The sequence below is a fragment of the Halorientalis sp. genome (genome assembly GCF_028275115.1).
Taxonomy (GTDB): domain Archaea; phylum Halobacteriota; class Halobacteria; order Halobacteriales; family Haloarculaceae; genus Halorientalis.
Genome location: NZ_JAQCNH010000107.1, coordinates 1 through 25,340 on the forward strand (window position 1 = coordinate 1; position 25,340 = coordinate 25,340).

The 25,340-nt window shown below is 67.8% G+C and carries 31 protein-coding genes and 1 pseudogene; 17 read left to right on the forward strand and 15 right to left on the reverse strand.

Annotated elements, in window-relative coordinates; translation table 11 throughout:
• The 3 genes from Q0964_RS14190 to Q0964_RS14200 form a co-directional block, all read left to right on the forward strand.
• Positions 1-864, forward strand: an 864-nt coding sequence (locus Q0964_RS14190) for a poly-gamma-glutamate biosynthesis protein PgsC/CapC (protein ID WP_299268809.1), incomplete at its 5' end; no start/stop codon positions are given.
• A 2-nt stretch (positions 865-866) separates the two neighbouring features.
• Positions 867-2,054, forward strand: coding sequence for a Mur ligase (locus Q0964_RS14195; RefSeq protein ID WP_299268811.1), 1,188 nt, complete (start codon positions 867-869; stop codon positions 2,052-2,054).
• Positions 2,051-4,165: a CapA family protein gene (locus Q0964_RS14200; protein WP_299268813.1), complete on the forward strand. Its 2,115-nt coding sequence runs from the start codon at positions 2,051-2,053 to the stop codon at positions 4,163-4,165. Before Q0964_RS14195 ends, Q0964_RS14200 begins: the two co-directional genes overlap by 4 nt.
• A 217-nt stretch (positions 4,166-4,382) precedes the next feature.
• Here Q0964_RS14200 and Q0964_RS14205 read toward each other — a convergent pair whose 3' ends face one another.
• The 3 genes from Q0964_RS14205 to Q0964_RS14215 all read right to left on the reverse strand — a co-directional run bounded on the left by Q0964_RS14205 (position 4,383) and on the right by Q0964_RS14215 (position 5,699).
• Positions 4,383-4,532: a hypothetical protein gene (locus Q0964_RS14205; RefSeq protein ID WP_299268814.1), complete on the reverse strand. Its 150-nt coding sequence runs from the start codon at positions 4,530-4,532 to the stop codon at positions 4,383-4,385.
• A 5-nt stretch (positions 4,533-4,537) separates the two neighbouring features.
• Entirely contained in the window at positions 4,538-4,804 is a 267-nt protein-coding gene (locus tag Q0964_RS14210; RefSeq protein WP_299268816.1) for a PadR family transcriptional regulator, read from the reverse strand.
• 100 nt (positions 4,805-4,904) lie between these two features.
• Complete coding sequence (locus Q0964_RS14215; protein ID WP_299268817.1) at positions 4,905-5,699, reverse strand: enoyl-CoA hydratase/isomerase family protein; 795 nt, start codon at positions 5,697-5,699, stop codon at positions 4,905-4,907.
• A gap of 88 nt (positions 5,700-5,787) precedes the next feature.
• Between Q0964_RS14215 and Q0964_RS14220 the strand changes: the two genes are divergently transcribed.
• Positions 5,788-6,069 carry a hypothetical protein gene (locus Q0964_RS14220; RefSeq protein ID WP_299268819.1) on the forward strand — a complete coding sequence of 94 codons (282 nt, stop codon included), beginning with the start codon at positions 5,788-5,790 and terminating at the stop codon, positions 6,067-6,069.
• A 39-nt stretch (positions 6,070-6,108) separates the two neighbouring features.
• Here Q0964_RS14220 and thiE read toward each other — a convergent pair whose 3' ends face one another.
• On the reverse strand, positions 6,109-6,741 hold the full coding sequence (thiE, locus tag Q0964_RS14225) for a thiamine phosphate synthase (RefSeq protein ID WP_299268820.1): 633 nt from the start codon (positions 6,739-6,741) through the stop codon (positions 6,109-6,111).
• 89 nt (positions 6,742-6,830) lie between these two features.
• Between thiE and Q0964_RS14230 the strand changes: the two genes are divergently transcribed.
• The 4 genes and pseudogenes from Q0964_RS14230 (at position 6,831) to Q0964_RS14240 (ending at position 8,271) form a co-directional block, all read left to right on the forward strand.
• Entirely contained in the window at positions 6,831-7,037 is a 207-nt protein-coding gene (locus Q0964_RS14230) for a homing endonuclease associated repeat-containing protein (RefSeq protein WP_299268926.1), read from the forward strand.
• A pseudogene (locus Q0964_RS18505) lies at positions 6,976-7,264 on the forward strand (hypothetical protein); the annotation flags it as partial. The gene Q0964_RS14230 and the pseudogene Q0964_RS18505, both read left to right, overlap by 62 nt.
• Before the next feature lie 19 nt (positions 7,265-7,283).
• On the forward strand, positions 7,284-7,643 hold the full coding sequence (locus Q0964_RS18510) for a transposase (protein WP_414652170.1): 360 nt from the start codon (positions 7,284-7,286) through the stop codon (positions 7,641-7,643).
• Positions 7,644-8,016: 373 nt separating this feature from the next.
• Complete coding sequence (locus Q0964_RS14240) at positions 8,017-8,271, forward strand: hypothetical protein (protein ID WP_299268822.1); 255 nt, start codon at positions 8,017-8,019, stop codon at positions 8,269-8,271.
• Positions 8,272-8,273: 2 nt separating this feature from the next.
• On the opposite strand, the gene Q0964_RS14245 is transcribed toward Q0964_RS14240, so the two are convergent.
• From Q0964_RS14245 to Q0964_RS14265, 5 genes are all read right to left on the reverse strand, one after another.
• Positions 8,274-9,074 carry a hypothetical protein gene (locus tag Q0964_RS14245; RefSeq protein ID WP_299268824.1) on the reverse strand — a complete coding sequence of 267 codons (801 nt, stop codon included), beginning with the start codon at positions 9,072-9,074 and terminating at the stop codon, positions 8,274-8,276.
• A 111-nt stretch (positions 9,075-9,185) separates the two neighbouring features.
• Positions 9,186-9,908 carry a profilin-fold protein gene (locus Q0964_RS14250; RefSeq protein WP_299268826.1) on the reverse strand — a complete coding sequence of 241 codons (723 nt, stop codon included), beginning with the start codon at positions 9,906-9,908 and terminating at the stop codon, positions 9,186-9,188.
• A gap of 60 nt (positions 9,909-9,968) precedes the next feature.
• Positions 9,969-10,214 (reverse strand): DUF7861 family protein, encoded by a 246-nt coding sequence (locus Q0964_RS14255; protein ID WP_299268827.1) that lies wholly within the window; start codon positions 10,212-10,214, stop codon positions 9,969-9,971.
• A 40-nt stretch (positions 10,215-10,254) separates the two neighbouring features.
• Positions 10,255-11,094, reverse strand: coding sequence for an ABC transporter permease (locus Q0964_RS14260; protein WP_299268829.1), 840 nt, complete (start codon positions 11,092-11,094; stop codon positions 10,255-10,257).
• Positions 11,091-12,101 carry an ABC transporter ATP-binding protein gene (locus tag Q0964_RS14265; RefSeq protein WP_414652171.1) on the reverse strand — a complete coding sequence of 337 codons (1,011 nt, stop codon included), beginning with the start codon at positions 12,099-12,101 and terminating at the stop codon, positions 11,091-11,093. The genes Q0964_RS14260 and Q0964_RS14265 overlap by 4 nt, the downstream gene beginning before the upstream one ends.
• 163 nt (positions 12,102-12,264) lie before the next feature.
• Here Q0964_RS14265 and Q0964_RS14270 point away from each other — a divergent pair, with 163 nt between their 5' ends.
• Positions 12,265-12,429, forward strand: coding sequence for a hypothetical protein (locus Q0964_RS14270; protein ID WP_299268831.1), 165 nt, complete (start codon positions 12,265-12,267; stop codon positions 12,427-12,429).
• A 19-nt stretch (positions 12,430-12,448) separates the two neighbouring features.
• Here the strand turns inward: Q0964_RS14270 and Q0964_RS14275 are convergent, their stop codons facing one another.
• Positions 12,449-12,835 carry a hypothetical protein gene (locus Q0964_RS14275; protein ID WP_299268833.1) on the reverse strand — a complete coding sequence of 129 codons (387 nt, stop codon included), beginning with the start codon at positions 12,833-12,835 and terminating at the stop codon, positions 12,449-12,451.
• On the reverse strand, positions 12,835-13,596 hold the full coding sequence (locus Q0964_RS14280; protein WP_299268835.1) for a hypothetical protein: 762 nt from the start codon (positions 13,594-13,596) through the stop codon (positions 12,835-12,837). The genes Q0964_RS14275 and Q0964_RS14280 overlap by 1 nt, the downstream gene beginning before the upstream one ends.
• 323 nt (positions 13,597-13,919) lie before the next feature.
• On the opposite strand from Q0964_RS14280, the gene Q0964_RS14285 reads away from it, so the two are divergent.
• Together Q0964_RS14285 and Q0964_RS14290 are read left to right on the forward strand one after the other, a co-directional pair.
• Positions 13,920-14,204 (forward strand): hypothetical protein, encoded by a 285-nt coding sequence (locus Q0964_RS14285; RefSeq protein WP_299268837.1) that lies wholly within the window; start codon positions 13,920-13,922, stop codon positions 14,202-14,204.
• A 46-nt stretch (positions 14,205-14,250) separates the two neighbouring features.
• A complete protein-coding gene (locus tag Q0964_RS14290; protein WP_299268839.1) occupies positions 14,251-15,264 on the forward strand; it encodes a sensor histidine kinase in 1,014 nt (337 codons plus the stop codon).
• Positions 15,265-15,266: 2 nt separating this feature from the next.
• Here Q0964_RS14290 and Q0964_RS14295 read toward each other — a convergent pair whose 3' ends face one another.
• The gene (locus Q0964_RS14295; protein WP_299268841.1) at positions 15,267-18,185 is read right to left on the reverse strand and encodes a PAS domain-containing protein; all 2,919 of its coding nucleotides are present in this window, start codon (positions 18,183-18,185) and stop codon (positions 15,267-15,269) included.
• Between the two features lie 191 nt (positions 18,186-18,376).
• Between Q0964_RS14295 and Q0964_RS14300 the strand changes: the two genes are divergently transcribed.
• The 4 genes from Q0964_RS14300 (at position 18,377) to Q0964_RS14315 (ending at position 20,719) form a co-directional block, all read left to right on the forward strand.
• A complete protein-coding gene (locus Q0964_RS14300) occupies positions 18,377-18,838 on the forward strand; it encodes a 6-pyruvoyl trahydropterin synthase family protein (RefSeq protein ID WP_299268842.1) in 462 nt (153 codons plus the stop codon).
• Positions 18,838-19,641 carry a 7-carboxy-7-deazaguanine synthase QueE gene (locus tag Q0964_RS14305; RefSeq protein WP_299268844.1) on the forward strand — a complete coding sequence of 268 codons (804 nt, stop codon included), beginning with the start codon at positions 18,838-18,840 and terminating at the stop codon, positions 19,639-19,641. Before Q0964_RS14300 ends, Q0964_RS14305 begins: the two co-directional genes overlap by 1 nt.
• A gap of 28 nt (positions 19,642-19,669) precedes the next feature.
• Positions 19,670-20,392: a 7-cyano-7-deazaguanine synthase QueC gene (gene queC / locus Q0964_RS14310; RefSeq protein WP_299268846.1), complete on the forward strand. Its 723-nt coding sequence runs from the start codon at positions 19,670-19,672 to the stop codon at positions 20,390-20,392.
• Positions 20,393-20,524: 132 nt separating this feature from the next.
• Complete coding sequence (locus tag Q0964_RS14315) at positions 20,525-20,719, forward strand: hypothetical protein (protein WP_299268848.1); 195 nt, start codon at positions 20,525-20,527, stop codon at positions 20,717-20,719.
• Position 20,720: 1 nt separating this feature from the next.
• Here the strand turns inward: Q0964_RS14315 and Q0964_RS14320 are convergent, their stop codons facing one another.
• From Q0964_RS14320 to Q0964_RS14330, 3 genes are all read right to left on the reverse strand, one after another.
• Complete coding sequence (locus Q0964_RS14320) at positions 20,721-22,328, reverse strand: spermidine synthase (RefSeq protein WP_299268850.1); 1,608 nt, start codon at positions 22,326-22,328, stop codon at positions 20,721-20,723.
• A gap of 78 nt (positions 22,329-22,406) precedes the next feature.
• Complete coding sequence (locus Q0964_RS14325) at positions 22,407-22,775, reverse strand: hypothetical protein (protein ID WP_299268852.1); 369 nt, start codon at positions 22,773-22,775, stop codon at positions 22,407-22,409.
• A 31-nt stretch (positions 22,776-22,806) separates the two neighbouring features.
• Entirely contained in the window at positions 22,807-24,012 is a 1,206-nt protein-coding gene (locus tag Q0964_RS14330) for an MFS transporter (protein WP_349254472.1), read from the reverse strand.
• A 351-nt stretch (positions 24,013-24,363) separates the two neighbouring features.
• Here Q0964_RS14330 and Q0964_RS14335 point away from each other — a divergent pair, with 351 nt between their 5' ends.
• Together Q0964_RS14335 and Q0964_RS14340 are read left to right on the forward strand one after the other, a co-directional pair.
• The gene (locus tag Q0964_RS14335) at positions 24,364-24,549 is read left to right on the forward strand and encodes a hypothetical protein (protein ID WP_299268856.1); all 186 of its coding nucleotides are present in this window, start codon (positions 24,364-24,366) and stop codon (positions 24,547-24,549) included.
• Between the two features lie 29 nt (positions 24,550-24,578).
• Complete coding sequence (locus Q0964_RS14340) at positions 24,579-25,310, forward strand: NAD(P)H-binding protein (RefSeq protein WP_299268858.1); 732 nt, start codon at positions 24,579-24,581, stop codon at positions 25,308-25,310.
• Positions 25,311-25,340: the final 30 nt, after the last annotated feature.

Here is a 25,340-nt window from a genome sequence, read left to right on the forward strand (position 1 = left end):
TTCATCGGGAGCGTCCTGCCGGGCATCGCGGCGTACAACTACCACCGGATCGACGCGGAGAGGCGAATCCTCGACATGGTCTGGAGCCTCGCTGTCGTCCTCTTTTTGACGGTCGTCGGGATCGGCCTGGTGATCCTCGTCGGGCTCTCGCCGCTGGCCGGGGCGCTCCCGCCCATGTTGCTCGGGCCGAACTCCGACATCGCCATCGCGTTCGGTCTGGCCGTCGACCGCGCGTCGATCCCGATCCTGGTGTCCGACGCGCTCGCCGTCGGCCTGCTCGCGTTCGGACTGCTCCTCTCGGAAGGGCTTCGCTCGCGGTACGGCCTCCGCCTCGGTGGCGTGATCGTCGTCCCGCTGGTCGTCCTCACCGCGTTCCGGAACGGCTGGATGCTGCCCCTCTGGATCGCGACGGCCACCATCGCGTACGTCGCCGTCCGGGCCGTCCACTGGTGGACGCTCCTGTACGGCCGCGTCCTGCTCGCACTGGGCGTCATCGTCGGGTTGCTCGGGAGCATCTCCGCCGTCACGGTCGTCCCGGTCACCCACGGCCTCCTGCCCTTCTTCGTCGGTATCCTGGGCGGCGTCACCGCGTACAATCTCCACGTCGTCCCGCCGGCCGAGCGACGGGCGACCGCCGTCGCGACCGGCGCCGTCCTCGTCGTCGTCGCGGCCGTCGCCCGCCTGTTCGTCGTCCCGCCCGACACCGGATTTCTCCAGTACGTCTCCGGCGTCGACGTCGCCATCGGGGCCCTGTGCTGTCTCCCGGCGATTTACGAGCTGTACCGGCTCGAACGGATCCGGCCGACGGAGGCTCCCCCGGCGGTCCCGTCGGCGGGCGACCCGGAGTCACGAGGGGGTGAGTGACCGTGCGCTGGGTACCCGACGTCGACGTCGAGACCGTCGCCGCCCTCGTCGAGTGGGCGACGACGAGCGTCGCGAACGCGCTCGGCGCCGGTCCGGCCCACCGGCGGCGGTTGGCGTCGATCGACACCCGGATCGCCGTCTCGGGCGTCCGCGGCAAGTCCTCGGCCACCCGGTGGCTCCACGACGTGTTCCACAGACGGGGTGCCGACACGTTCGCGAAGATAACCGGAGACGAGCCGGTAACGCTCCACAACGGCACCGAACGGGCAGTCGAGCGCGACGGGCAGGTCCGCCTCTACGAGAACGAGCGCGAACTCCGGCGTGCCGCCGGCGCCGACGTCGCCATCGTCGAAAATCAGGGCATCCGGCAGTACACGACGCGACTCGTCAACGAGTCGTTCGTGAAACCCGACGTGCTGTTCCTGATCAACGTCCGGGAAGACCACATGGACACGATGGGGCGGGACCGGACGGCCATCGCGCGATCACTGGCCCGGAGCGTTCCTGCCGGGACGACGGTCGTCAACGGTGAACTCGATCCGACGCTCCGCTCGTACCTGACCGCCGAACTCGAGCGCCGGGACGCGACGGTCAGACACGTCGACCCGCCGGCGTGGGCAGCGGCCTTCCCGGGCGCGGAGGTGGTCTACGGCCTGAACGAGGTGCTGGACGCGGTAGGGGAACCGCCACTTCCCCCGGCCGACGTCGACCGGAAACTCGCTGCCATGTTACCCGAGTGGCGGGTCCTGTCCGGCGGTCGCGTCTACGACGCCGCGTCGGCCAACGACGTCCAGAGTACGGAAGTCGTTCGCCAGGCACTGGTCGGCGAGACCGGGACGGTCGTCGAACCGCTGGTCAACCTCCGTGCCGACCGCCGCGGTCGAACGGCCTCCTTCCGGCGGTACCTCGGGACGCTGCTCGACGACGGCCGCGCCGAACGGATCCATGCGGTCGGCGACGGCCGGCAGGTCTTCGCCAACACGGCCGAGTTCCCGGTCGCGACATACGGCCCGGACACCACACCGGCGACGGTCCTCGACGAGACGCTCGCCGCCGGCAATCCGGTCCTGGTCATGGGCAACACCGTCACCGAGTTCATGCGCGACCTGCAGGCCGAAATCGAGACTCGAACGGTCGACCGGGAACCGCCGGCGATCACCCGGCGGGAACAGGTGGTGCACCGGCAGTGACCGACGGGACCCCCTCACGCCGGGCGTTTCTCGGGGCCGTCGGTACCGGCGCTGCCGCCGGCCTCGCTGGGTGTGGCGCCATCGCGGACCTGTTCCCGGCTTCGGACCCGCCCGAGACCGGCCCGCAGTCGGCCGCGACTGCGGTCGAGGGTCACGTCGTCGACACGACGGGGACGCCGGTCGTGGACGCCCGCGTCACGGCCCTCGGGACCGGCGGCACCGACCTCGCCACGGCCCGGACCGACGACACGGGTCGGTTCGAGCTTCCGGTCCGACGCCCCGTCTGGGTGCAGGTCCGCGCCGACGACTACCGCCAGCGAGTCCGGGCCTGTGCGCCGGGGCCCGCCAACCGACTCGTCGTGATCGAGGCCGCCGGGTCGGCGACGATCGCGTTCGGCGGCGACACCATGTTCGCCCGTCGGTTCTACACCGACTCGACGGATCGACTGAACCCGCGACTGGGCATCGACCCGGCCGATCGGCGTGCCGGCCACGACGCCGTCCTCGCCCCGCTCGAACCGGCGCTGGCCGCCCCGGATCTCACCTCGGTGAACCTGGAGACACCACTGACGACTCGGTCCCTCCGACACCCCGAGAAACTGTACGCCTTTGCCTCGCATCCGGTCGCCGCCGAGGCGCTCGCGGCCGCCGGCGTGGACTACACGGCGCTCGGCAACAACCACGCCTTCGACGCGCTCGGGCCGGGCCTCCGGGACACGACTGCGGCGCTCGACGACGCGGGCCTCGGCCACTCCGGTGCCGGCACGTCCGCCGACGCCGCCTGGACACCACACGTCCAGCGAGCCGGTGCCCTCGACGTGGCGCTGCTGTCGTGTACGACGATCACCGGCGACCGGTACGCAATCGATTGGGCCGCGAACGGGCCGACCGACAGACCGGTGACCGCGACCGTCGACGGGCAGTCCCGGACCGTGCCCGCCGGTATCGGTGCGGCCCGCGGCACGCCCGCCCGGCTCCGCCGGGCAGTGCGCCGCGCCCGTGAGAACGCCGACGTCGTCGTCGTCCAGATCCACGGCGGCGAGGCCTATCAGCCGACACCGACCGACGAGGTCCGACGGCTCACCGAGACCGCCGCCCGGAGCGGCGCCGACCTCGTGGTCGACCACCATCCCCACGTCACCGGCGGGATCGATCGGGTCCACGGCGCGGTCGTCGCGTGGTCGCTGGGCAACCTCGTGTTCGACCAGCGGATCTGGCAGACGTTCCCGACGTACCTGCTGACCGTCGCCGTCACGGCAGACGGCGTCGAGCGAGTGACCGCAGAGCCGGTCCTGCTCGACGGATTCGTCCCACACGGTGTCGTCGGCGAGCCCAACCGGACGGTCACCTGGCGCACGCTCGGCGCCTCGACGGACGCGGCGACCGCCACACGCTCCGGCGTCGCGCTCGGCGCGGGGGCCCGACCGACGCGGACCGCAACCGAACGGTTCCGTGAGCAGGGAGCGATCTACGGCCGCGAGACCGGCTGGGTCACCGGCGTCCCGGACGGCCGGGTCACCCTCGGACGCGATCTGCTCCCGACGGGCGAGTTCGAGAGCCACGACGTGGACGAACAGGGCTACGACGGGACGCTGTGGCGGTACGGGCGCTCCTACCCGACGGTAGCCGGCGAGTACGGGATCGACGGGTCCGGCGGCGTTCACCTCCGGCGCGTCGACGGCAACCGAACCCGGGGGGTCCTCTCGAACACGCGGCGGATTCCCGTCGACGGACCGCTGACCCTCACCACGGGGTACCGCACCGGGCGCGCGGGGCTGACGCTCGAACTCACCTGGTTCGGCGACACCAGCGGCTCCGCCATCGGCCGCCGACGCTGGCCGCTCCCGGCGACCGACGGGACCTGGCAGCGACTCGTTCGCGACGCCGTCCCGCCCGACAGCGCGACCCACGCGAACGTGCTGTTCGCCCTCGAATCGCCGACGACGGGGCGACGAACGGCCGAGATCGACGATGTCCGGCTCGTCCAGTGGGCCGACCGGACCGCGACCGCCGGACGCGGGTTCGATCATCTTCGCGTGCGGGACCCGGCCACCGTCGCGTTCGGCGTTCCGGGGTTCGCCGACGGCGTCGGGTGGCCCCGCCTCGACTGACGGTCGTCGTCGAACTCGCCGAGCCCCTGTCCCGACGACTGCGCGCGGGCGACAGTTCCTTTCACCGAACAGTGACACGGCGAGACCGAGGGCACCGAGCAGTCCCGGGTCGCCGGGGACCCCACGGACCGTCGGATGGTGGCCACGCCGCTACCGGTGGTGCTGTGGGCATCGGTCCGACAGCCGTGTGCGACGGGTGACTGCTCCGAAACGCCGACTACGAGAACTCGAAGGAGTCGATGCAGTGCTGACATCGGTCTGCGTCGATGGGGAGCTGTTCGCACTCGTTTTCCCCGTCGCCGCCGTCCGGTGAGTACTGACAGTCGGCTCTGTGCCACTTTCCGCTCGACGACTGGACGTATTCCATGTGAACTACCTGTTGACTCCGATACGTTGACGCTCCCGCTCGTCCCGAGCTTCGAGTTGCCGCTGTCCGCGCCGTGTCAGCATGTGCTCGTCGGCTCGCTCGTCGCGCCGCCCCCTCTCGACTAGCGTGTCGAGATTCGGACAGCGGCGACCGTGGTCGGTCTCCCCCTCCTGGTCGCTGTCGAGTTTGCGTTCGACTTCCACCTCTGTTGAGTCGTCGACACCGGCAACGGCGACGAGACAGTCCCGCTGGAAGCCAGTGAGATTGTGCATGGTTGTATCCTGACACTCGTCGTCATAATTAGATTGGCGGTCGGTTCGGCTCACCGGACTGCGCCGCTTTTTGCCCCCGTCCCCGCTTCAGCGACGCCGATCACGGCTTGTCGGTCCCGTGGACCCAGTCAAGAGCGGCCTGCAGGCCCTCCTCGTCGCGCAACTCGCGAAAGCGGGTCGCCGTCTCGCTCTCCATGGTGAGCGTCCCGAGTGACTCGTCGAGGCGGCCGTACCGCCGATAGCCCTGGGTCTCCTGCACGTCGTTGACCATGTCCTTGACCAGCGCCACCGCGGCGCCGGGCGTCTTGCGGATGTGGTCGACCTCCTCGTCGACGGCCGCACCCAACTCGCCGTCGGGGACGACGCGGTTGACCAGTCCCATCCGGTGGGCCTCGTCTGCGTCGACGGTCTTGCCGGTGTAGAGCAACTCGCGGGCGTGTTTCAGCGAGTCGGTCACGAACGGGAGGACGAACTTCGGCGGCGGTTCGCCGAAGTGCATGTCCGGATAGCCGAACTCGGAGCGTTCGGTCGCGAACGTCAGATCGCAGGCCAGCGCGAGGTTGCACCCGCCGGCCAGCGCGGGGCCGTCGACGGCGGCGACCACGGGCAGTCGCGCGGAGAAGATCGCCTCCAGGTGGGTCCGCTGGTCGCGGATGCGGTCGTCGACCGACCGCTCCGGTTCGTCCGCGCCGATGTCGTAGCCCGCCGAGAAGGCCTCGCCGTAGCCAGCGACGACGACCACCCGTACGTCCTCGTCGGCGGCGGCCCGGTCGAGCGCGTCCTCGAACTCTCCGAGTAGCGTCTCGTTCAGCGCGTTCATCGCGTCGGGCCGATCGAGCCGAACGTGAGCCGCCGCGCCGTCGCGTTCGTACTCGATTGTAGTGTACTCTGTCACGGTGGGGCTCTTGTCCGGCACCGAAATAACTCTACCTGCGACTGCCCCGGACCCACAGGTACAATTGGCCCAAGCCCCTAGCCCTCTCGTGACCGATCCGCAGGCCTACCATTGTGTGAACTGCTTCGACCGCGAGGTGACTCGTCCCTTCAACGTGTCCCACCTCTCGCGGACCTGCGATACCTGTGACGAGTTCGCACGCTTCGTCAACGGGACAGTCCTGGCCCAGTTCGAGCAGTTCGAGGCCGATCCACCGGCGGAACTGGACTGGAACCGACTCGACCGCACGAAGAAACTGTTCGTCGCCGAGCGACTCGTCCGCCACGGCCACACGCTGGACGACTTCGAGATGGAACCCGCCGAGGACTGATCGCGCTCTCTCCGCCGCCCGCGACGGGACCGCGCAGAGTCATTCGGGGTCGCGCTCGACCGCCGCGCCGAGGTCACGGGTCGCCGCCGCGGGGTCGTCGGCGGCCGTGATCGCCGAGATGACCGCCACGCCGTCGGCCCCGGCCTCGATCACCGCCGCCGCGTTGTCGGGTTTCACGCCGCCGATGCCGACGAAGGGAATCTCGACAGCCTCGGCTACCGCCCGAATTCTGTCGAGACCGATCTCGGTCCCCTCGGGGTCGGTGTCCTTCGAGTCCGTCGGGTAGACCGCACCGACCCCGAGATAGTCCGCGCCCGTCCGTTCGGCCTCGCGAGCGGCCGCGGGCGTCGAGACCGACCGGCCGACGACGGCGTCCTCACCCAACTGGTCACGGGCCACCGAGATCGGCAGGTCCGCGTCGCCGAGGTGGACGCCATCGGCGTCGACGGCCGCCGCGAGGTCGATCCGGTCGTTGACGAGCAGCGGCACGCCCGCCTCTCGGGTCAGTTCGCGCAGTTCCTGCCCGAGGCCGTAGCGCTTTCGGGCACTCATTTGCTTCTCGCGCAACTGTACCACGTCGATTCCCCCGTCGATGGCCGCTTCGACGATTTCGACCGTCGAGCGCCCCGCCGAGATCGCCTCGGCTGTGACGAGGTACGTATCGAGGTGCATGACTGTGTCCTCGGTGAGCCGGGGACATGTGGATTGGGTTCGGTGGCGACCACGCGCTGAAATACGAGGCCGGGACCAGCGGCGCACGGATGGGCACCGAAGACGACTGCGTCCACGCACTCAGGGAGGCCGCCCAGTTGCTCGGCGACTCGCCGACGGGAGTCCAGTACGGGAATCTCGGCCTGACGCCGGCGGCGTCGACGGCTCTCCGGCAGTGTGGCGGCTGGAACGACGCCAAACGCCTGGCCGGACTACGAGAAACAGGGCCGGTTGGACCTGTGGTACGACGAGACTGATTGCACCGTCCAAGCTTCGCAACCCGTGAGTATTACTGATGCACGGGAGACTCCACTGGCCTCAGAGACGGCCGTCACCAGAAATCGGGGATTTCTGGTTGCCCATCAGACGTAGTCTGATGACCGCTCTGGACATCGGTGCGAACAATCTCGTCGCCTGTACCACCACGACCGGCGAGCAATACCTGTGCGAGGGGCGCGAGTTGTTCCAACGATTCTCGTCAACGGCACACAGAACAAGCAGTCATGACCTACAAGGCCAAACAACAAGGGATTTCTGTTGAAACTGTCCATCCAGCTTACGCCAGTCAACGGTGTTCCGAAACAGGGTGTGGTTTCACGCACGAAGACAACCGTGACGGCGACGTGTTCGTGTGCCAGAAATGCGGCAAAGAGCTACACAGCGACTACAACGCGGCGCGAAATGTTGCACACAAGTTCATCCAGAACCGGCGCAGGTCTGGTTCCGGAGGGGCAACCTATCACCCATTTCGAGGCGGAGGCCCCGTCCTCAAGGAGCGCCGGGCTTCCGACACCCGGTCGGAAGCACAAGCGAGTAGGGCGGGGAGGAAGCCGACACCCCGCCAACCAAACCACAATTCATAATCCGACCCGACACCCCGACCGCAGCCTTTAGGCCGAGGTAGGTGATTGGCGTGCGACCGGTCGCCCGACTCCGCAACACATATAAATCGTAGCGGCCAACAGTGAGTTACCTAGTGAGAGACCCGGTATGGGTGTCTAACGGGAACGTACCAGTCCCCTGGGGTAGTGGCCAATCCTGAAGCCTTCTGGGGGCTTCGACACAGGTTCGAATCCTGTGGGGACTACTTCTCCGCGACCAAACGCCGAGCAGCGTAGAACGTCCGGTTGTTTTGGAACGACACGGACCCGCTGTGCCGGCGCTGTGCCCCGCCATCCCCTCGCGATGTCGGCGCCAACCGACGAGTTTTGACGCTGGAATCGATACTACAGGGGTATGAAGGCGCTCCTCTGTGTCGTCGCGGCCACCGTCGGTGTCGTCCTGTACTACCTTCACCGAGGGTGGAACCACGGGGACTCGCTGTTCTCGGAAGCCAGTGCCTACGGAACTGCTCGCGCGGAGTCCCGGGAGGGGTCACACCTCGACCGCACGTTCGAGGGGACGGACGGCGCGGTGCGCTGTTCGAGGTGTGGGGCGGCCAACGGCCAGCCGTACGCCTTCTGTCGGCGGTGTGAGACGCCGTTGTGTTGAGATCAGTCGTCCGCTGGTCGTTCCTCGGTGGGTCGCTCTCGCGGCGTCGTCCCGTCGTCGTGGGCCCGTCGCCAGGTCGTCGGGTCGTACAGGCGCTGGATTTCTCCGCCCTGCTGTCGGACGGCGACGGCGGTGGTGAACAGGAAAGCACCGGCCAACGCGGTGCCGACGAGGGCAAAGCCGTCGGCGAGGGATTCGCCGGGGAGCGAGAGCGCGACGATGTGGTCGGCGACGGCGACGGCGGCGAACGCGAGCAACGCCGGCGTGAACTGGCGGGTGAACGCGGCGATGCTCGTCCCTTCCTCTGTGCGGACGGTGCCGACGGCGTGGTAGAGGGTGTATGCGGTGGCGAGCAGGAGGCCGACGACTTCGAGGGCGGCGACGGCGGTGGCGCTGGCGAACAGGTAGACCAGCCACCAGGCGGCGACGAAGCCGGCGACGACCGTGGGGCCGACCCACTGGAGCGTGTCGTCACCGACCAGCGACGGGCCGCCGACAGAGCGGTGGATGGCCCGCACGCCGATGGCGGCAAAGAGGAACACGAACAGGGTCGCCCCGCGGCGGAAGGAACCGGCGGGGGCCACGCCGGCGGTTTCGGCGATGCCCGCGAGGCCGTAGACGACGGCCGCGCCGACACCGACGGCGAGGTAGCGCCACCGCTCGCGGTAGGGGCTGGCCAGAATCCGGCGTGCGTACTGTCTGAGATACCAGAGCAAACAACCGGCGGCGGCCACGACGGTCAGGTAGCCGAGATGGCGTGCGACCGTCAGCGTCGCTGCCGGGTCGGTCTGTGCGGGGAACACGCTTCAGTACACGGGCTGGACGGCAATGAACGGCACGTTCGTTCCCAGTTTCCCGGAACTGGCCCCGAAACGAAGGTTCCAGTGGTAACCGCGAACTACCCGTCGTGACGGTCACAGCGATATCGTCCCGAGGTCGGATTCGAGGTCGTCGACGTGTTCGTTGTATGCGTCGACGAAGCCGGAGAACTGTGGCGCGTACTCTCGGAGGTCGGGGGCGGCTGGCGGGCCGTACTGCGAGAGCAGATAGACACCGCCCTCGCCGCCGACGCGGAGGTACGACGTCCCGTCTTCGTCCCACTTCAGTTCCCAGCGGGTGCCGTCGACGCGGACGCTGAACGTGCCGTAGTCGCCGCCCTCGTACCGCTGCAGGGCGCGAGCGATAGCGTTACACGTGTCACGGATGGTGCCGACGACGCGGTCACGTTCGCCGACGACGCCGTCCACGGGGTCGGGGTCGGGGAACTCGGTGGGTGCGTCGTCGAGGACGCCGGCCAGGCTCGCGACGTAGTCGTCGAACGCGGCGACGAAGGCGTCGTAGTCGGTGAGCGCGGTCGCCAGCGGTCCAGGCTCGGCCGGTTGTTTCGTCGAGACGACGTAAATCTCCGCCCCCGACCTGGGGTCGTACCGGAGATACTCCAGATCGCCGGCCTCGTACTTGACCGTCCACGCGCCGCCGTCGGTGTCGAAGGTCCGCTGGCCGTAGTCGCCACCCTGGATGCGCGCGAGGGCGTAAGCGATGCGTCCGGCGTGGTCGCGGACCGCGGCCAGTACGTCGTCGCGGCGGTCGGCCACTGCCTCGGCGTCCGTTATGTCGATATCGGGCCAGCCAGTCATCGTCTTAGGAACGGGACCGGCGGGCATAACGGCTGTGTTCCGGGCGGTCGCGGACGTGGGTCACAGGTCGCTTTTCTTCCGGTACCAGACCCGTTCGCCGACGGGGGACCCGCCGTCGGACAGGTCGAGACGGGAGACGAACAGGTCCCGGACGGCGAACGTGACGCGCAGGTCGACGGCTGTCCCGTCGTCGTCGACGGTGACCACGCAGTGGCCGTTCCGCTCGTCGAGGGTGGTGACGGTGCCGGTCGCCCACCTGTCGTGGTCGTGGGTGGGCTCACGGGCGTGGATTCGGTCGTGGGTCACACGGTTCATTCGGGCTGCTGGCCCAAAGACCCTCTCAGTCTCAGTAGTCACCCAGGACGCCGAGTCGGCGTGCCCGGCGGGTCGCACGCTGGAAGACGAGATAGCCGAAGCCGAGATAGACGACGGCGGTGCCCACCAGAACGACGAGGTCGAAAAGCGGGAACTGCCAGAGATGCGTCCCCTCTCGCATCGCACGCTGGAGGAGCGCGCTCCCCTGGGCCAGCGGCAGGAAGCGGGTCCAGCCGAGGTCGAAGGCGGGGGCCGAGATCAGGACGATAAAACCGAACTGGAGCAGGTTGAGCCAGTTGCCGATGCGTTTGTACAGAACGGAGATGCCGCCGGCGGCAAAGCCCAGACCCAGCACGGAGGTGATGCTCAGGACGGCGACGACGACGGTCGTCAGCACGTCGATCTGTAGCGTCGTGCCGGTGATGACCAGCATAATCCCGAGGATCACCGTCGAGATCAGGAACGTGCGGACGACCTTGGCGACGCCCTTGAGCAGGGCCACGGGGGCGAACCCGAAGGGTGTCATAATGTGCCGTTCCAGGGTGCCCCACTGGACCTCGCTGCCGATGTCGTTGGAGATTGAGGAGTACGCGCCGACCGAAAGGGTCCACAGGAAATAGCCGACGATGATTCCCTCGATGGAGTCACTGAGTGCCTGCCCGGCGAGCATCCGCCCGCCGTAGAACAGGAGGGCGAAAAAGATAATCGAGAAGACGAGGCCACCGACGGCGTTGGCGGGATAGCGGACGAAGATCAGGTACTCCCGGTAGAGGACCGCTTTCGTGAGGTCGCGATAGCTGGCGGGGCGGCTCTCGGCGGGGGTCGGACCGTCGCCACCCCCCTCACTTCGGGTGGCCGGGCGCTCGCTCATCTCTCGGTGCCCCCGTCGCCGGTCAACTCGACGAACACGTCCTCAAGATCGGGTTCAACCGTCTCGACGCTGGTGAGGGACACGTCGCGGGCTCCGAGGAGGGCGGTCAGTTCGTAGAAGCCGTCGCTGTCGGTCGCGACCTCGACCGTCGTGGTTCCGTCCGGGGTCGTCGCGACGGTCACCTCGAACCGGTCGCGGACGGTCGTGAGCGTCTCGGCGTCGAGGTCGGGACTGGTGAGCCGGAAGGCGCTGGTCTCGAAGCCTCGGCGGAGGTTCGCGACGGTGTCGTCGGCCGCGATGTGGCCCTCGTTCATAATGATCACGCGGTCGCAGACGGCCTCGATTACGTCCATATCGTGGCTGCTGATGACGGCTGTCAGGCCGCGTTCCTCGACGATTCGCCGAAGTTCGCGCCGGAGCGTCAGCGAACTCTCGACGTCGAGGCCCAGCGTGGGTTCGTCGAGAAAGACGACGTCGGCGTCGCTGGCGAGGACGCTAGCCAGCGACACCTTCTGCTTCATTCCTCGCGAGAGGTTTCGGACGGCCTCGTCGGCTTTCTCCGCGAGGCCGAACTGCTCGAGCAGGCGGTCATGGCGGTCGGCCACGGAGTCGGGGGCGACTCCACCGATCGTCGCGAAGTAGCGGAGGTTCTCCCGGACGGTGAGCCGCCAGTAGTCGTTACGCGCGCCCTCGAGCATCGCGTCGACGTGGGCGTAGGCCGCTCTGGGTCGTTCGGCCACGTCGATTCCCTGAACCCGAACGGTTCCCGTGTCGGGCACTACCATCCCCAGAATCGACTTTATCGTCGTCGTCTTCCCGGCTCCGTTGGGTCCGAGCAGGCCGACGACCGAACCCGGCTCGATCCGTAGCGACACGTCGTCGACCGCCGTCACGGCGTCGTCGCCGCTCCCAAACCGTTTCGTGAGTCCTTCGACAGCGATGGCCGCGGGCACCTCGCCGTTCCGGCGCTCGTCTCCGCTGCTGGGCACGTCCGACCGGGACCCCAACTCGGCCGCTCCCTGTGGGCTTGTCACTGTACCCCGGTAAGTGCGGCATCAAGAAAAGGGCCGCGTCGTATGCTAGTGACTCACTATCATAATGAAAGACCATGACGTTTAATACCCTGTGTCTTACAGAGTGATATACGGACGTGAGTCCGTGCGTACCACAATGACAGATCGACAGCGGACAGACGCCGACGGTCGACCAGCCCCGATGGTTCCGGAGACGCCCACACAGCGCGTCCAGCCCGACGGCGGGCGCGAGACGACGATTTCGAGCGGAAAAGTGGTACTCGCGGAACTCGACGCACCGATTGTGCCGGACCTCTCCTGAGGCTTTTCGCGGCGGGTTTTCAGTCTCGACGGCTCAGTCCTGGCAGTGCCGTCAGCGGGTTCCCGGCCCCGAGGACGACACAGACCAGCAGAATGGCGTAGGTCCCCAGTCCCCACGTTAGCGCGCCGAGTACCCACGGCGTGACCGACAGCGCGATCAGACCGAGACCGGCCACCGCACCGGCCCCGGCGAGTGCAACCGCGGGCCGCGCCCAGAGCGCGAGCAGTCGCTCGGGGTAGCGGAGGAAGACCGCCTCGACGGCGAGAGCGCCGCCGACCCCGAGGAGGGCCGCTCGCCAGTCGAGAAACGGGTCGCTATCGGTTAGCGTTCCGACGGCGAGACAGACCGCCAGTGTCCCGGCGGCCAGCAGTCCGTCGCGCCGGAGCGTCGTGGACGTGTCGGTCACTACTTCGACATCGGCGTCGAACACCGCATACAGAGGGTGTGACCGGTAACCCAGTTTACGTCCGTCGCGTCACAGGCCGGACAGCGGTGGTTCGCGTTGTTGTACTCGGTCGTTCCCCGCGGTGCGGCCAGGTGGCCGTCGGCGAGGACCCGGTCGACGAGTTCCGGGAACCGCCGGCGTTTGTACTGGGCCCGGTGAGCGAGGAACGAACCCGGATTCGACGGGTCCGAGCCGTGGAGGTCCTCCCAGGCAATCGCGATTTCCCCGTTGGCCACGCTTCGGGCCGCCTGCTGGAGTGGCCCCGCGGCAGCCTCGAACAGCGGTGTCGTCCCCCACCGCTGTGGGCTCTCGACCGTGTCCGCCGCCGCCTCGTAGGCCTCGGCAGCCTCGCCGTAGGCCGTGGCGGGGTCGTCCAGTCCGCCCGCGACCCGACAGTCCGCGACGAACTCGTCGAGACAGGCCTGCTGAACGGGGTGGTCGAGCGCCCGACCGAGGTCGCGGGTGACCGCGACACCCTCCACGCCGCGGTGGGTAGCACGCGATGGCAGGTCCGCGACGCGGTAGGCGACGGCCGCGATGACGAGCGACGCGATTCCCTTCCCGACCCAGCCGTTCTCGTCGGCTTCGAACGGACTCCGCCCGTCCCGCGGTTCCGAGAGGCGCGCCCACGCGGAGCGTGTGTACGCGTCGCCAGCCAGTTCGTAGTCCCGATTCGCGAGTGCGGCGATAGCCCGTGAGTGATGGTCGTCGGCGGTCGACATACTAGGTTCAGGGGCCGACCGGACACAAACGTTGCGTGCGACGACGGCGGTCCCAGTGTTCAACTCCGGACTCGCCGAAGGCCGGTCATGGCAACTGCGGCACTGACAGAACCGACCGTCCTTGCGGGCGTCAAAGCGCGCCTGTTCTCCGGGGACGGGGCCGACGGCTACGCCGTCGTCGACACACAGTTCGCACAGGACCGCTGGGTCGACGACCGCCCTATCGACCCCGACGTTCAGGACCTGCTCGCCCCGTTCAACCACGTCCAGGTGGGGCCGGGCTATCCGGACCTGGTCGGCGTCCCGGCGAGCCCGACCCGTCGTTGGTCGACCTCGTCGAGTACTGCCACGGGACCCACCCGACGGTCACCGTCGAGCTGTTGCTCCGGGGGACCGACGACGTGCGCCGGCGGCTCCTCTCGACCGACGGTCGCCTGCGGACCGACCCCCTCACTGAGGGTGCGGTGTATCACTCGCCGACGGTGTTCCGATTGAAGACGATACTGTACCACGCCGGAATCGTCACGACGACCGGTGTGGAGCCCTCGAACCTCGACCCCCTGACCGACGAGTGGGCACTCCGGGAGCCACTGGCGCGGTTCCGGTAGCCAGCAGTTCCAACGGGCTAATGTGGCCTCGCACCGACCCGTTGGTATGTGTAGTGCCCACTCGGGTGATCTCGACCCAGCTGTCTTCGAGGAGCTGGTGGCGTCTGTCGGCGTCGGCGTCGCCATCTACGACGCGGAGGGGGCGTTCCGGTACGTCAACGCCGCGTACGCGGATCTCCTTGCGACGAGCCGTGCGGACCTCGTCGGACGGCCCGTCTGGTCGGTCGCGACCGACCTCGAAGCCGATCGGTTTGCGGACTACTGGGACTCGTTCGCCGACGGCGAGACCCGGACCGCCGAGACCGAACACTCGACGGGGGGCCGGACGGTCCCGGTCTCGACGGTGACGACCCGTCGCCGTATCGACGGGACGTCGTACAACTTCGGGACGATCCGCGACCGCTCGGAACTGCGGGCCCGCGAGCGCGAACTCGAAGAACGGAACGAGCGGTTGGACAGGTTCGCCGGCATCGTCGCCCACGACCTTCGCAATCCGTTGAACGTCGCTCACTCGTATCTCGAACTGCTGCGCGCCGAGGGCGACAGCGACGAGCTGGGGATGATCGACAGTGCTCTCTCGCGGATGGAAATGCTCATCGAGGACCTCCTGACGCTGGCACAGGAAGGCGACATGGTCGACGACCCGGAACCGGCCTCACTCGACGCCGTGGCTCGCGACGCCTGGTCGACCGTCGAGACCGACGATGGCGACCTCACCGTCGAGACCGACACCGCAGTGGTCGCCGACCCGAGCCGGCTCCGACAGCTCTTCGAGAATCTCTTTCGCAACAGCGTCGAACACAGCGTGGGCGCGGTTTCGGTCCGTGTGGATACCGCTTCGGACGGGTTCGTCGTCGAGGACGACGGGCCCGGGCTTCCGGCGGGTGACCGCGACCGGCTCTTCGAACCGGGCGAGTCGGGTGAGCCGAACGGCTCCGGCATCGGGCTGGCGATCGTCGACGAGATTGCGCGGGCACACGGCTGGTCGGCCACCGCGACCGACCGCGACGACGGTGACGGCGCGCGGTTCGAGTTCACGGGTGTCGAGACGGCAGAGTGAGGTCACCGCGGCAGCGTGATCGCGACCGTCGTCCCGTCCGGGCCGCTTTCTTCGAGGGTCAGGTCACCGCTGTGTTTGTCGACGACCCAGCGCACGAGCCATAGCCCGAGGCCCTGCGTGTGCTGGAGTTGCGTAATCTCCTGCTCGCCAGCCACCACGTCCCACTCCGACTCGGGGAGCCCGGGGCCGTCGTCGCTGACCCGAATGGTGGTGGTGTCCGGCTCCGGTCCGTCGGTCAACTCGACCGTGACGCTGGTGTCGTCGGTCCCGTGTTCCACCGCGTTCTCCACGAGTTCCTCAAGGCCGACCAGCAGGTGGTGGCTGAACGTCACGGTGCCGTCGGTCCCGATGGACACGTCGGCTCCGGGGTAGTCGTCGAGGACGTCCTCCCGGATATCCCGCCTCACCGCCGAGACGGGGACGGATTCGACTTCCGCGCCGTCCATCCGGAGGACGCGCTGGATCGTACGGGCGGTGTCGGAGGCGTCGACCAGCGACGAACTCGCATCGAAGATCCGCCGAGCGAACTCGTCGATCTGGTCGGGTGTGTCCGTCTGCAGTAGCGTCTCGGCGTACCCCTGGATGACGGTGGTTTCGTTGCGGAGGTTGTGCCGGAGCAGACGGTGGAGGACTTGGAGGTGGGTTTCGCGCCGAGCCAGGTCGGTCACGTCCGTCAGGACGACGAACGCCCGCTGTCCGTCCGAACTCTCGTACGGCACCGTCTTCAGGATGTACTGCTTGCGCTCCGTGCCGGTCTGCGTGGTCACTTCGGTCTCGATGCTCGCTCCCGGTTCCGTGACGGGTTCGATGGCCGCTGCGATGCCGTCGGGCAGGGCCGTCCGTACCTGGGTCAGCGAGCGGTCGGTGAGGTAGCGCTCCGTCTCGTCGCAGAGGGCGGCGAAAGCCGCGTTGGCTCGACTGACGACCGCACCGTCGCTGTACTCCACGTCGGCGACCGGGTCGGACAGCGTCTTGAACAGCTCGGTGAACCGCTGCCGGTTGCGCGAGGCGGCCTGCTGTGCCGACCGTAGCGCGGAGATGTCCTTGACTGTGCCGACGATGCCGTCTCCGTACGGGCTGGAGAAACAGGCCGTCCGAATCCGACTGGGGAGTCGGTCGCCGCTGCGGCTCCGGAGCTCCGTCTCCACGTCCGCCGGTCGAGCCATGCCAGCAACCTCCGCGGCGACCATCTCCGGAACGAACTCCGCGATGTCGTGGCCGGGCAGGGTCTCGCGGTCGTATCCGACCGCGGCCGCGAACTGGTCGGTTGCGAGCGTAATTGTCCCGTCGGAGTCGAGCGTAAACAGTTTGTCCTCGGCGGCCTCGACGGCGGCCTCGTACCGCATGAGCTCCTCCTCACGGGTGACCATCTCGAAGGCCGCGGCGGCGGTCTCGGCCAGCAGTTCCACCAACTGGAGCTCGTCGTCGGTGAACCCCTCGTCGTTGCAGGTACCGAAACTGACCGTGCGCCGGTCGCCGATGGGGCAGTAACCGGCGATATCGACACCGCCGCGGTCCCGGTCGTCGAACGCACGCAGGTCCTCGCGGACGACGAGCCGGTCTTCGGTGTAGGCGGTGCCGAGTGGCCCCTCCTCGGGGTCGTAGGTGGGCCGCTCGCCCATTACGTCAGCCAACCCGTCCGTGGTGGCCACGGGGACCAGCCGGTCGGTTTCGGCGTCGAGTTTCCGGACGGCCGTGAGGTCGAACTCGAAGACGTCCTCGATGGTCTCGACGACCAGCTGTGCCACCTCGTCGGTCGTGGTCGCGGCCATCATGTCCTGCGTGCTTTCGAGGATGCCGCTGAGGATGTTCTGCCGGCGGCGCTGGCGACTGATGTCCCGGAGGGTCCCGACGGTGCCGGTGAGTTCCCCGTCGTCGGAGAGCGGGCGTAGGGTCATCCGGTCGGTCGCCGGGATGCGGCTGCCGTCCGCGGTGACCAACTCCACGTCGAGTTTGGCGATTGGCATCCCGTCATCGTCGGCCTGCTCCCGGAGCAGGGCTCGGAGCGCGTCCTCGGCCTCCGTGACCGTCCCCTCGTCTTTGATGATGTGCACCGACGAGCCGATCAACGCCTCGCGGTCGTAACCCGTCATCTCACAGAGCGCGTCGTTAACGAAGACGAACCGCCCCGCCGGATCGAGGATGTAGACGGCGTCGCCGACGGTCTTGACGAGGTGTTCGTAGCGTGCCTGCTGGGTTTCGCGCTGTTTGCGCTCCGTAATCTCCCGGCCGTACAGCGACAGCCCCTCAGCCGAGGGGTACGCGGTCACCTCGAACCACTGTTCGGACGTCGCAGTCCGGAACTCGGTCGTGACCGTCGCCCCCTCGTCCATCGCCCGTTCGAGCGCCGGCCGCAACTCCTCGGCTACCGCCGGCGAAACGTGGTCCCAGTATCGGTTGCCACGAACGTCGCCGTTCACGTCCTGCAGAACCGACGCCATCGCGTTGTTGAGGTAGGTAATACGGAACTCGTCGTCGAGCGCCAGCACACCGTCGCTGATGCGCTGTAGCGCCTGTTCGGGAACGGCCCGTTCGCCGTCCGTCGTCCCCGCGCGCTCGTCCAGCTGGTGGTGGAGTTTTGCCTCCAGCATCTCCCAGCCGTCCGCAGGCTCCCAGTTGAACACGGCCGTCGCGCCGCGCTCGATTCCGGTCGTCACTACCTCCGTCGCCGTCGTAACCCAGATTGCGGGCTGCTCTGTCAGCCCGCCGCGTTCCGGAACCGTATCGGTGAACACCAGTGTCAACCGCTCGCCGTCCGACTGGGGAGCCCCCCCGTCGAGCGGTCCGACCGTGCCGACCGACAGCGACGACAACGACCGGAGTCCACGCTGTAACTCCTCGGATGCCACTGGGTACCCCTCGTCGTAGTACGCGACAGCTTCCGGGAGTTTCTCGAGTGCAACTGACTCCGGGATTGTCATTATCGAAAAGTAGAGCTCAGTACACATGAGCGTTCTCTAATGTTACCACAATTGATATCGATAGCCGCCGCCGGCACGGACGACGAACGGACCAGTGACCGACGTGGCAGGGGCGGTGTGGCTGGACGCCGCTGCGTGGCCCCGACCGGCTGTGGGGGTAACTTTTTGTATTCCCTGAATAATCTCTGGATATGACTGACAGCGCAATCAGGGAGCAACGTGCCGTCGACGCCCTCGTCGACGCGGGTGAACGGACACTACACGTGGGCCGAGACCGCCCGATACGCATCAGCACGGGCCATCGAATCCGCCACCACGACGGAAGGTGTTCGCGGCCACACGGCCACAACTACGAGATCAACGTCGCCGTCACCGGCGAGTTGACCGAGGAGGGCTGGGTCGTCGACAAGGGCGATATTACCACGATAATCGACGAGTGGGACCATCGCTTCCTCGTCGAGCGGGGCGACCCCCTGGTCGCGGCTTTCGAGGAGAGCGGCGACGGCGACGCACTCGTCGTCCTCGACCACCCGCCGACGGCCGAGGTGATGAGTCTGGTCCTCGAACGGCGACTCGAGTCGCGGCTCCCCGATACGGTCTCGGACGTGGCCGTCGAGGTGGCCGAGACCGCCGAACTCTGTGCCAGTTACTGATGCCGGTCGATGCCGACCCCGACGACCTGGGTGGTGCGGGCGTCGCCGACACCGAGGATGCCCTCCCGATCAACGAACTGTTTCACTCGCTGCAGGGCGAGGGCCGCCTCGCGGGCGTCCCGTCCGTGTTCGTCCGAACCAGCGGCTGCAACCTTCGGTGCTGGTTCTGTGACTCGTACCGTACCTCCTGGGAACCGGCCCACGCCTGGCTCGACCTCACCGAGGTCGTCGCCGAGATCGAGCGTCACGACGCCGACCACGTCGTCCTCACTGGCGGTGAACCGCTCGTGCACGACGAATCGGTGCCGCTGCTCGAACGGCTCGACGCGGCGGGCTATCACACCACCGTCGAGACCAACGGTACAATCCACCGTGACGCCCCAATCGACCTCGCCAGCGTCAGCCCGAAACTGTCGAGCAGTACCCCATCGGCCGACCTGGTCGCAGACGGAACCCCCCGCTCCGACGGCAAATCGGTCGACTCCGCGGCCGCCGAGCGCCACGAGGCCGAGCGGCTCGACCTGAACGCGCTGGCCCGACTGGTCGAGGACTACGACACACAGCTCAAGTTCGTCGTCACCGGCCCCGACGACCTGCCCGAGATCGACCGGCTGGTCGAACGCGTCCGCGACGCCGCGAGCGCCACCGTCGCCGACGCCGACGTCCTGCTGATGCCCGAGGGCACGACTCGAGAAGCACTGGACGCGACCCGCGAGACCGTCGCCGAACTGGCGCTCGACCGAGGCTACCGATACACGCCGCGGCTCCACGTCGACCTGTGGAACGACGCGCCCGGCACCTGACCACGACCCGAGACACGAGTCCCGAGCCATGACCCGACAGACAGACTCCGAGGACGCATCGACCGACCGCCGCGCCGTAATCCTCGTCTCCGGTGGGATGGACAGCGCCACCGCAGTCTACGAGGCCATCGACCGCGGTTACGACCCATACCTGCTGCACACCTCTTATGGCCAGGAGACCGAGGCCAAGGAACGTGCGTGTGCCGAGGCCCTCGCCGAGGAAATCGGGACCCCGAACTTCCTCCACGTCGAGACGGGCCACCTCGCAGCCATCGGCGCCTCCAGCCTCACCGACGACGGAATCGACGTTGAGGACGCCGACCCCGACAGCGACGAAATTCCGGCCTCGTACGTCCCATTCCGTAACTCGAACCTGCTCTCGATGGCCGTCTCCTACGCCGAAGCCAACGACTGTGCGGCCGTGTTCATCGGCGCCCACAGCGAGGATTTCTCCGGCTATCCCGACTGCCGGCCCGCCTTCTTCGATGCCTTTCAATCCGTCATCGACGCCGGCACGAAACCCGGCACCGACATCGAACTCGTCGCGCCGTTCGTCGAGTGGTCGAAAACGGACATCGCCGAGCGCGGCCTCGAACTGGACGTGCCTTACGAGTTGACTTGGAGCTGTTACCGCGACGAAACACCGGCCTGTGGCACCTGCGACGCCTGTGCGTTCCGATTGGAGGCCTTCCAGAACTGCGCGGTCCGCGACCCGATAGACTACGCCGAACGGCCAGCGTACGCCGACTGAGCGGCTGGACAGGCGCGACCGGTCACACACTATCCGCTCGCGACCCGGCCTCGCCGTGTAAGCGAGCGGTAACTACAATCGCTGTTTGTCCCTCGAGGACGTTTATGCGACCGCCGTGTGAGAGTCCACACGATGCCGCCGCCCCTCCATCCCACGTTCCGTGCCCTCCCGCTGTCCGCGCTCGACGTCGCCGTGGCGGCCGCAGTCTACGAGTTCTTCAGCCCCGCGATCGGCCTCTTACTCGGGGTCGTCGGCGCGCTCGTGTTCGGCTGCGTCCTCGTCCGTCTCTACCGTGTCGCCGCCAGGCGCGTCCCACTCCGGCACTGAGTCAGCCCGCACCCGCCGTCGCGTTCCCGCTCGGTCCGGTCTGTGAGACCACGTATCGCCGTCCGGCCATCGGCTCCAGTAGCGCGTCGACCGGCGCTCTGTCGTCGGTGAGAACCGGGACGCCGCCGGTCTCGACGTCGGCCTGATAGTTGGTCAACTCCCTCGAGAGCCCGATTCCGATGTCCCGCCGCTCGTCACGCGCTTCGAGTCGGGTCTGGCTGACCCGCTGGTCGGATTTGGTCGCGACCACTTCGATGTTCTGGACGACCGACCCGCCGCTCGTCGGGAAACTGTACACCTGCGGGTACACCCGGCTCAACGTCTTGTACTCCGCCCGGTAGAACTGCGAGGCCGGCCCCGTCGGCGCGGAGATCAGGTTCGCCAGGAGGATGCCGTCCTCGTCGAGTCGATCCGCGGTCAACTGCATGAACTCTCTGGTCGTCAGCTGAAAGGGCACCTTGTCTTTCTTGTAGGCGTCCAGCACGATCAGGTCGTAAGTCTCGTCGGTGGTCCGGAGGAACTCCCGGCCCTCGGCGTTGTAGACGTTGAGGTTCGGTCCCGCTTCGACGCCGAAATGTCTCTCCGCGACGCGGATCACCTCCGGGTCGATCTCGACCACGTCGACGGTGGCGTTGTAGTCGTTCACGAACCGCTTCGGGCCGGTGAACCCGCCCCCGCCGATGAACAGAACTCGGTCGACGTCGCCCGAGCGGTGCGGTGCGGTCGTACTCTCGTTTGTCCAGTCTGCCAGCAGGAACGGGAGGTGAAAGTAGCGTGTGTACTCGAAGACGTGGCGGTTCCGGTCGTCCAGGTCCATGGCGCTGTGGGGCTGGCCGTCGAGGTAGAGCGTCCGCGTGTCGCCCAGGTCCGCGACGACGAGTTCCTGATACGGCGTCTGGGTCTGGTGGACGACTTCACCGCGAACGGAGTAGCCCGCCGAGGGGACGGCGACCGCGCCGACGAGCAACGCGCCGACGACGACCGTCGCCAGCACCGTCCGCCGCGGGAACGTCGGCGCGAGAATCGCGAGCGACGTGCCCACGAGTAAGAGCCCGAACACCAGCCCGATCAGCGGCACCGACAGCGAGGGGATTAGCAGGAACGTCGCGCCGAAGGCACCGACGATGCTGCCGATGGTTCCGACCGCGTAGACGTAGCCCGAGGCCGCCCCCGTACTCTCCTTTCTCGAGAGTTCCGCGCCGTACGGGCTGATGAAGCCGAGCAGGTAGGTCGGCGGCCCGAACAGGATCGTCACCGCAGGCAGGGATGCAAACCGGGGCGGCAGCGGAAACCCGGAGAGGCCAGCCAGCAACATGTCGCCAGCCAAGATGAGGACGGCGACGAACCCACCCGTCGCGAGCAACACCCGGACCAGCCGTTCCTCGGTAGCTCGCTGACTGGCTCGTTTGCCGCCCTGGTAGTAGCCCAGGCTCAGCGCAGCCAGGAACACCCCGATGATCGACCCCCACGTGTAGATGCTACTCCCGAACTGGGGGGCCACCATCCGGCCCGCCAGAATTTCGAGGCCCATGCTGACGACGCCGGAGACGAACACCGCGAGTTCGGGACTAGATACCTGTTCCGAGAATCGCCGAGACAACGCACTCATTCTCGTTTCCTACGACCGGTAGCGTCTAAAGTTGCGTGGACGGCCCGCTGGTTCGTCGGACGTCCCGCGAGCGGGACCTCACTCCCGCGGCGGACCACCCTCCGTCAGCACCCGCCGGTACACGAGATATCGGTGGGCCCCGTACGCACAGGTGACGAGCCCTATCGCGGCGATCATCTGCGCGTAGTAGCCGCCGCGGAAGGCGAGCAGGTACGCGCCCAGCGCCAGCGCGAACAGGCCGATCCTGAACACCGCCACCAGCCCGAGATAGCCGCTTTCGACGGCGGCGACGACCTCTGCGTCCCGACCGTAGGCGCGCTCGAAACCGGCATCGGTGCGCGCCCGTCGGCCGGTCTCTTCGGGTGCCGGCTCCGTGTACGCGGGGAACGGGTCGACGTACTCCGGGAACGGTGGGTCGGGTTCGTCCGGCCACGATTCACCGAGCATACCACGACTATGCGGGCCGCGGGTATAGATGTCACGCAGGCGGCGTTGTTCGACGTGCCCGGAGCAGGCCGCGGGCCAGCAGGCCCGCACTGGCGAGCAGGCAGACCGCGAGGCCGGCGAAGGCAACGGCGTAGTCGGCTGCGGCTGCGACCGACCCCATATAAACTGGGCCCAGTGCCCCGACGCCGAGAAAGAGCGCTCGGGCGGCCCCGAGGTCGCCGCCGGTGTTGTCGTCGGGCGCGGCGTCGAGCAGGACGGCGTCGGCGACCGGGAACAGCGTCTTATACCCCAGCGCGAACAGGGCGATGGCGCCGACGACGACCCACAGCGTCGACGCGAGGACGACGCCGGAAAGCGCCACGACGGCAAGCGAGAGGCCGGCGACTCCGACCGCCCGTCGGGGCACCCGGTCGGAGACCAGCCCCGCCAGTGGTTTCGCCCACACGCCGACGACGAACACGACCGCGAACAACGCCGCCGCCAGCGACTCGCTCATGCCCTTCCCTTGTGCGAGGTACGTCGGTAGGAAGTTGACCCACGCACCGACCACAAAAAAGAACAGGGCGAACGCGACGAGGGCCTCCCGCTGGGCGCTGGTCGTCGAGAGCCGCCTGACGGTCTCTCCGACTCCGAACTCCACCCGACCCAGCTCGTACCCGTCGCGGTTCCAGCGGACGTAGACCGCGCCGAGCAGAAAGAGGGCTGCAGCCACCGGAAGGAACGGTGCCCGCCAGGAGAGTCCGGGAAGCGTCGGAACGACCCCCCTGGCGGGCCCCAGGTCGGCGGCTGCGGTCCCGGTGACGACCAGCGCCGCCACCGAGGCGAGGACGCCGCCCGCGTCGGTCCCGGCGGCGTACAGCCCGAGCGCCTGCCCGCGGCGCTCGACGAACAGGTCCGACAGTAGCGCTCGTGATGGGACGGCGTACAGGCCCTTTCCGACTCCAAGCAGGAGCGCGCCGCCGACGAACAGCAGGGGCGAGACGGCGCTGGCGAACAACAGGAAGCCGAGCGTCAGCGCGGCCAGACCGGGGACGATCAGCGCGGCCCGCGAGAACCGGTCCGAGAGGCGGCCGCTGGGGTACTGGATAATCGCGTAGACCGCCTGAAACCCCCCGAGGACGAACCCGGCGGTCACCGTCGTAATGCCCAGGTCGCCGATGATGGCGGGCAAAAGCGGCGAGAGCAGGAAGCGGCCGAGCTGGAGGACTGCCCACGCCAGCGCGAGACTGCCGAGCATCCGACCGCCGTAGCCGGTCAAGAGCGACTCGTCCGTCACGTCAATCCGTGCGCCCCGGACCCTTTTGGATGACACGACTCCCGGCCGACCGCGGCCCTACGTTGCGGCCACGTTACCGCCGTGTAACCCGGTGTGTGACCGGTTAGCGTCTACTTTTATGTCTCACGCCCCTTTCTCTATGTACACCATGTCCGAACAGCACTGTCTCGTCTGCCGGACGGATTACCGCGACGCCGACCGCCGCATCGCACGAAAACTCCTCTGTGAACGCGGCTTCCAGAACGCCTGCGAACGTCTGTAACGCGTGCCGCTATCGGTACTTTTCTTGCTCTCGCCACCGTAGCGTAGCGTATGTCATTGAGTCGGACACGACGTCGTGCCTATCTCTACGGTGCCCTCGCTGGGGCGTTCACTGTACTCGCGTTCGAGGCAGGCGGTGACGAGGACCGGGGATTGCCGCTTCTTTTCGCCGCCTTCGCGCTCGGCAGCGGGTCCCTCGCCGTCGCCGCGGAAGAACAGGCACAGACCGCCGAGTGAATCTTGAGGGTTGGGTCCCTACAGTAGTTATGACCAACGGCGCGACCATCCTGGTGGCAGGGGCCAGTGGCGAAACCGGACGCGAAATACTCCGAATTCTCGACGGTCGCGACCCGCAGGTGCGGGCGCTGACACGCGCCGAGTCCAAGGCCGACCGACTCCGGGCGCTTGGAGCCGACGAAGTGGCCGTCGGCGACCTGCTCGCCGAGACCGGACTGGACGCGGCCGTTGAGGGGGTCGACGTCGTTCTTTCGGCGGTCGGGTCGACGGTCACAGACGCGCTGGCGGCCACGGAGTTCGTCGACGGCGCGGGCACGATGGCCCTGCTCGAGGCAGCCGCCGACGCGGGAGCCGAAGCGTTCGTCATGGAGTCGGCGCTAGGAGTCGGTGGCGAGGGTGGGAGCGCCCTCGCGCGGGTGTTCGACGCGTTCATCGGGCCGCTCCAGGACGCGAAGGCCCGCGCCGAGGCTGCGATCCGAGAGGCGGACGTGCGCCACACGATTCTCCGGCCTGGCGTGCTGACGAACGGGCGACGAACCGACGACGTGACCGTCGCACCGGCGGATACGGGCCTGTGGGGGACTGTCTCCCGGGCCGACGTGGCGCGGCTGATGGTCGCGGCACCGTTTACTGGTGCGGCCGCCCACCGAACACTGGAGGTCGTTTCGACGCCCTCACATCGTGAACTGGGTCTGGCGATCGACTGGCAACTCCCACGTGCGCCGTCGGAGACGATTCCCGTCGAGGTCGCCGACGACTGACCCGGTCGACGGTCGCGTAGCTCGCTGGGT

Excerpts from the sequence above, each read along its gene's own strand:
- Q0964_RS14290 (WP_299268839.1), top strand. The coding sequence starts at position 14,251 with ATGTGTAGTGCCCACTCGGGTGATCTCGACCCAGCTGTCTTCGAGGAG.
- Q0964_RS14260 (WP_299268829.1), bottom strand. The coding sequence starts at position 11,094 with ATGAGCGAGCGCCCGGCCACCCGAAGTGAGGGGGGTGGCGACGGTCCG.
- Q0964_RS18510 (WP_414652170.1), top strand. The coding sequence starts at position 7,284 with ATGACCTACAAGGCCAAACAACAAGGGATTTCTGTTGAAACTGTCCAT.
- Q0964_RS14210 (WP_299268816.1), bottom strand. The coding sequence starts at position 4,804 with ATGCACAATCTCACTGGCTTCCAGCGGGACTGTCTCGTCGCCGTTGCC.
- Q0964_RS14295 (WP_299268841.1), bottom strand. The coding sequence starts at position 18,185 with ATGACAATCCCGGAGTCAGTTGCACTCGAGAAACTCCCGGAAGCTGTC.
- Q0964_RS14230 (WP_299268926.1), top strand. The coding sequence starts at position 6,831 with ATGGGCACCGAAGACGACTGCGTCCACGCACTCAGGGAGGCCGCCCAG.
- thiE (WP_299268820.1), bottom strand. The coding sequence starts at position 6,741 with ATGCACCTCGATACGTACCTCGTCACAGCCGAGGCGATCTCGGCGGGG.
- Q0964_RS14205 (WP_299268814.1), bottom strand. The coding sequence starts at position 4,532 with ATGGAATACGTCCAGTCGTCGAGCGGAAAGTGGCACAGAGCCGACTGT.
- queC (WP_299268846.1), top strand. The coding sequence starts at position 19,670 with ATGACCCGACAGACAGACTCCGAGGACGCATCGACCGACCGCCGCGCC.
- Q0964_RS14340 (WP_299268858.1), top strand. The coding sequence starts at position 24,579 with ATGACCAACGGCGCGACCATCCTGGTGGCAGGGGCCAGTGGCGAAACC.
- Q0964_RS14250 (WP_299268826.1), bottom strand. The coding sequence starts at position 9,908 with ATGACTGGCTGGCCCGATATCGACATAACGGACGCCGAGGCAGTGGCC.
- Q0964_RS14305 (WP_299268844.1), top strand. The coding sequence starts at position 18,838 with ATGCCGGTCGATGCCGACCCCGACGACCTGGGTGGTGCGGGCGTCGCC.
- Q0964_RS14325 (WP_299268852.1), bottom strand. The coding sequence starts at position 22,775 with ATGCTCGGTGAATCGTGGCCGGACGAACCCGACCCACCGTTCCCGGAG.
- Q0964_RS14320 (WP_299268850.1), bottom strand. The coding sequence starts at position 22,328 with ATGAGTGCGTTGTCTCGGCGATTCTCGGAACAGGTATCTAGTCCCGAA.
- Q0964_RS14280 (WP_299268835.1), bottom strand. The coding sequence starts at position 13,596 with ATGTCGACCGCCGACGACCATCACTCACGGGCTATCGCCGCACTCGCG.
- Q0964_RS14240 (WP_299268822.1), top strand. The coding sequence starts at position 8,017 with ATGAAGGCGCTCCTCTGTGTCGTCGCGGCCACCGTCGGTGTCGTCCTG.
- Q0964_RS14300 (WP_299268842.1), top strand. The coding sequence starts at position 18,377 with ATGACTGACAGCGCAATCAGGGAGCAACGTGCCGTCGACGCCCTCGTC.
- Q0964_RS14270 (WP_299268831.1), top strand. The coding sequence starts at position 12,265 with ATGACAGATCGACAGCGGACAGACGCCGACGGTCGACCAGCCCCGATG.
- Q0964_RS14315 (WP_299268848.1), top strand. The coding sequence starts at position 20,525 with ATGCCGCCGCCCCTCCATCCCACGTTCCGTGCCCTCCCGCTGTCCGCG.
- Q0964_RS14330 (WP_349254472.1), bottom strand. The coding sequence starts at position 24,012 with ATGCTCGGCAGTCTCGCGCTGGCGTGGGCAGTCCTCCAGCTCGGCCGC.
- Q0964_RS14335 (WP_299268856.1), top strand. The coding sequence starts at position 24,364 with ATGTCATTGAGTCGGACACGACGTCGTGCCTATCTCTACGGTGCCCTC.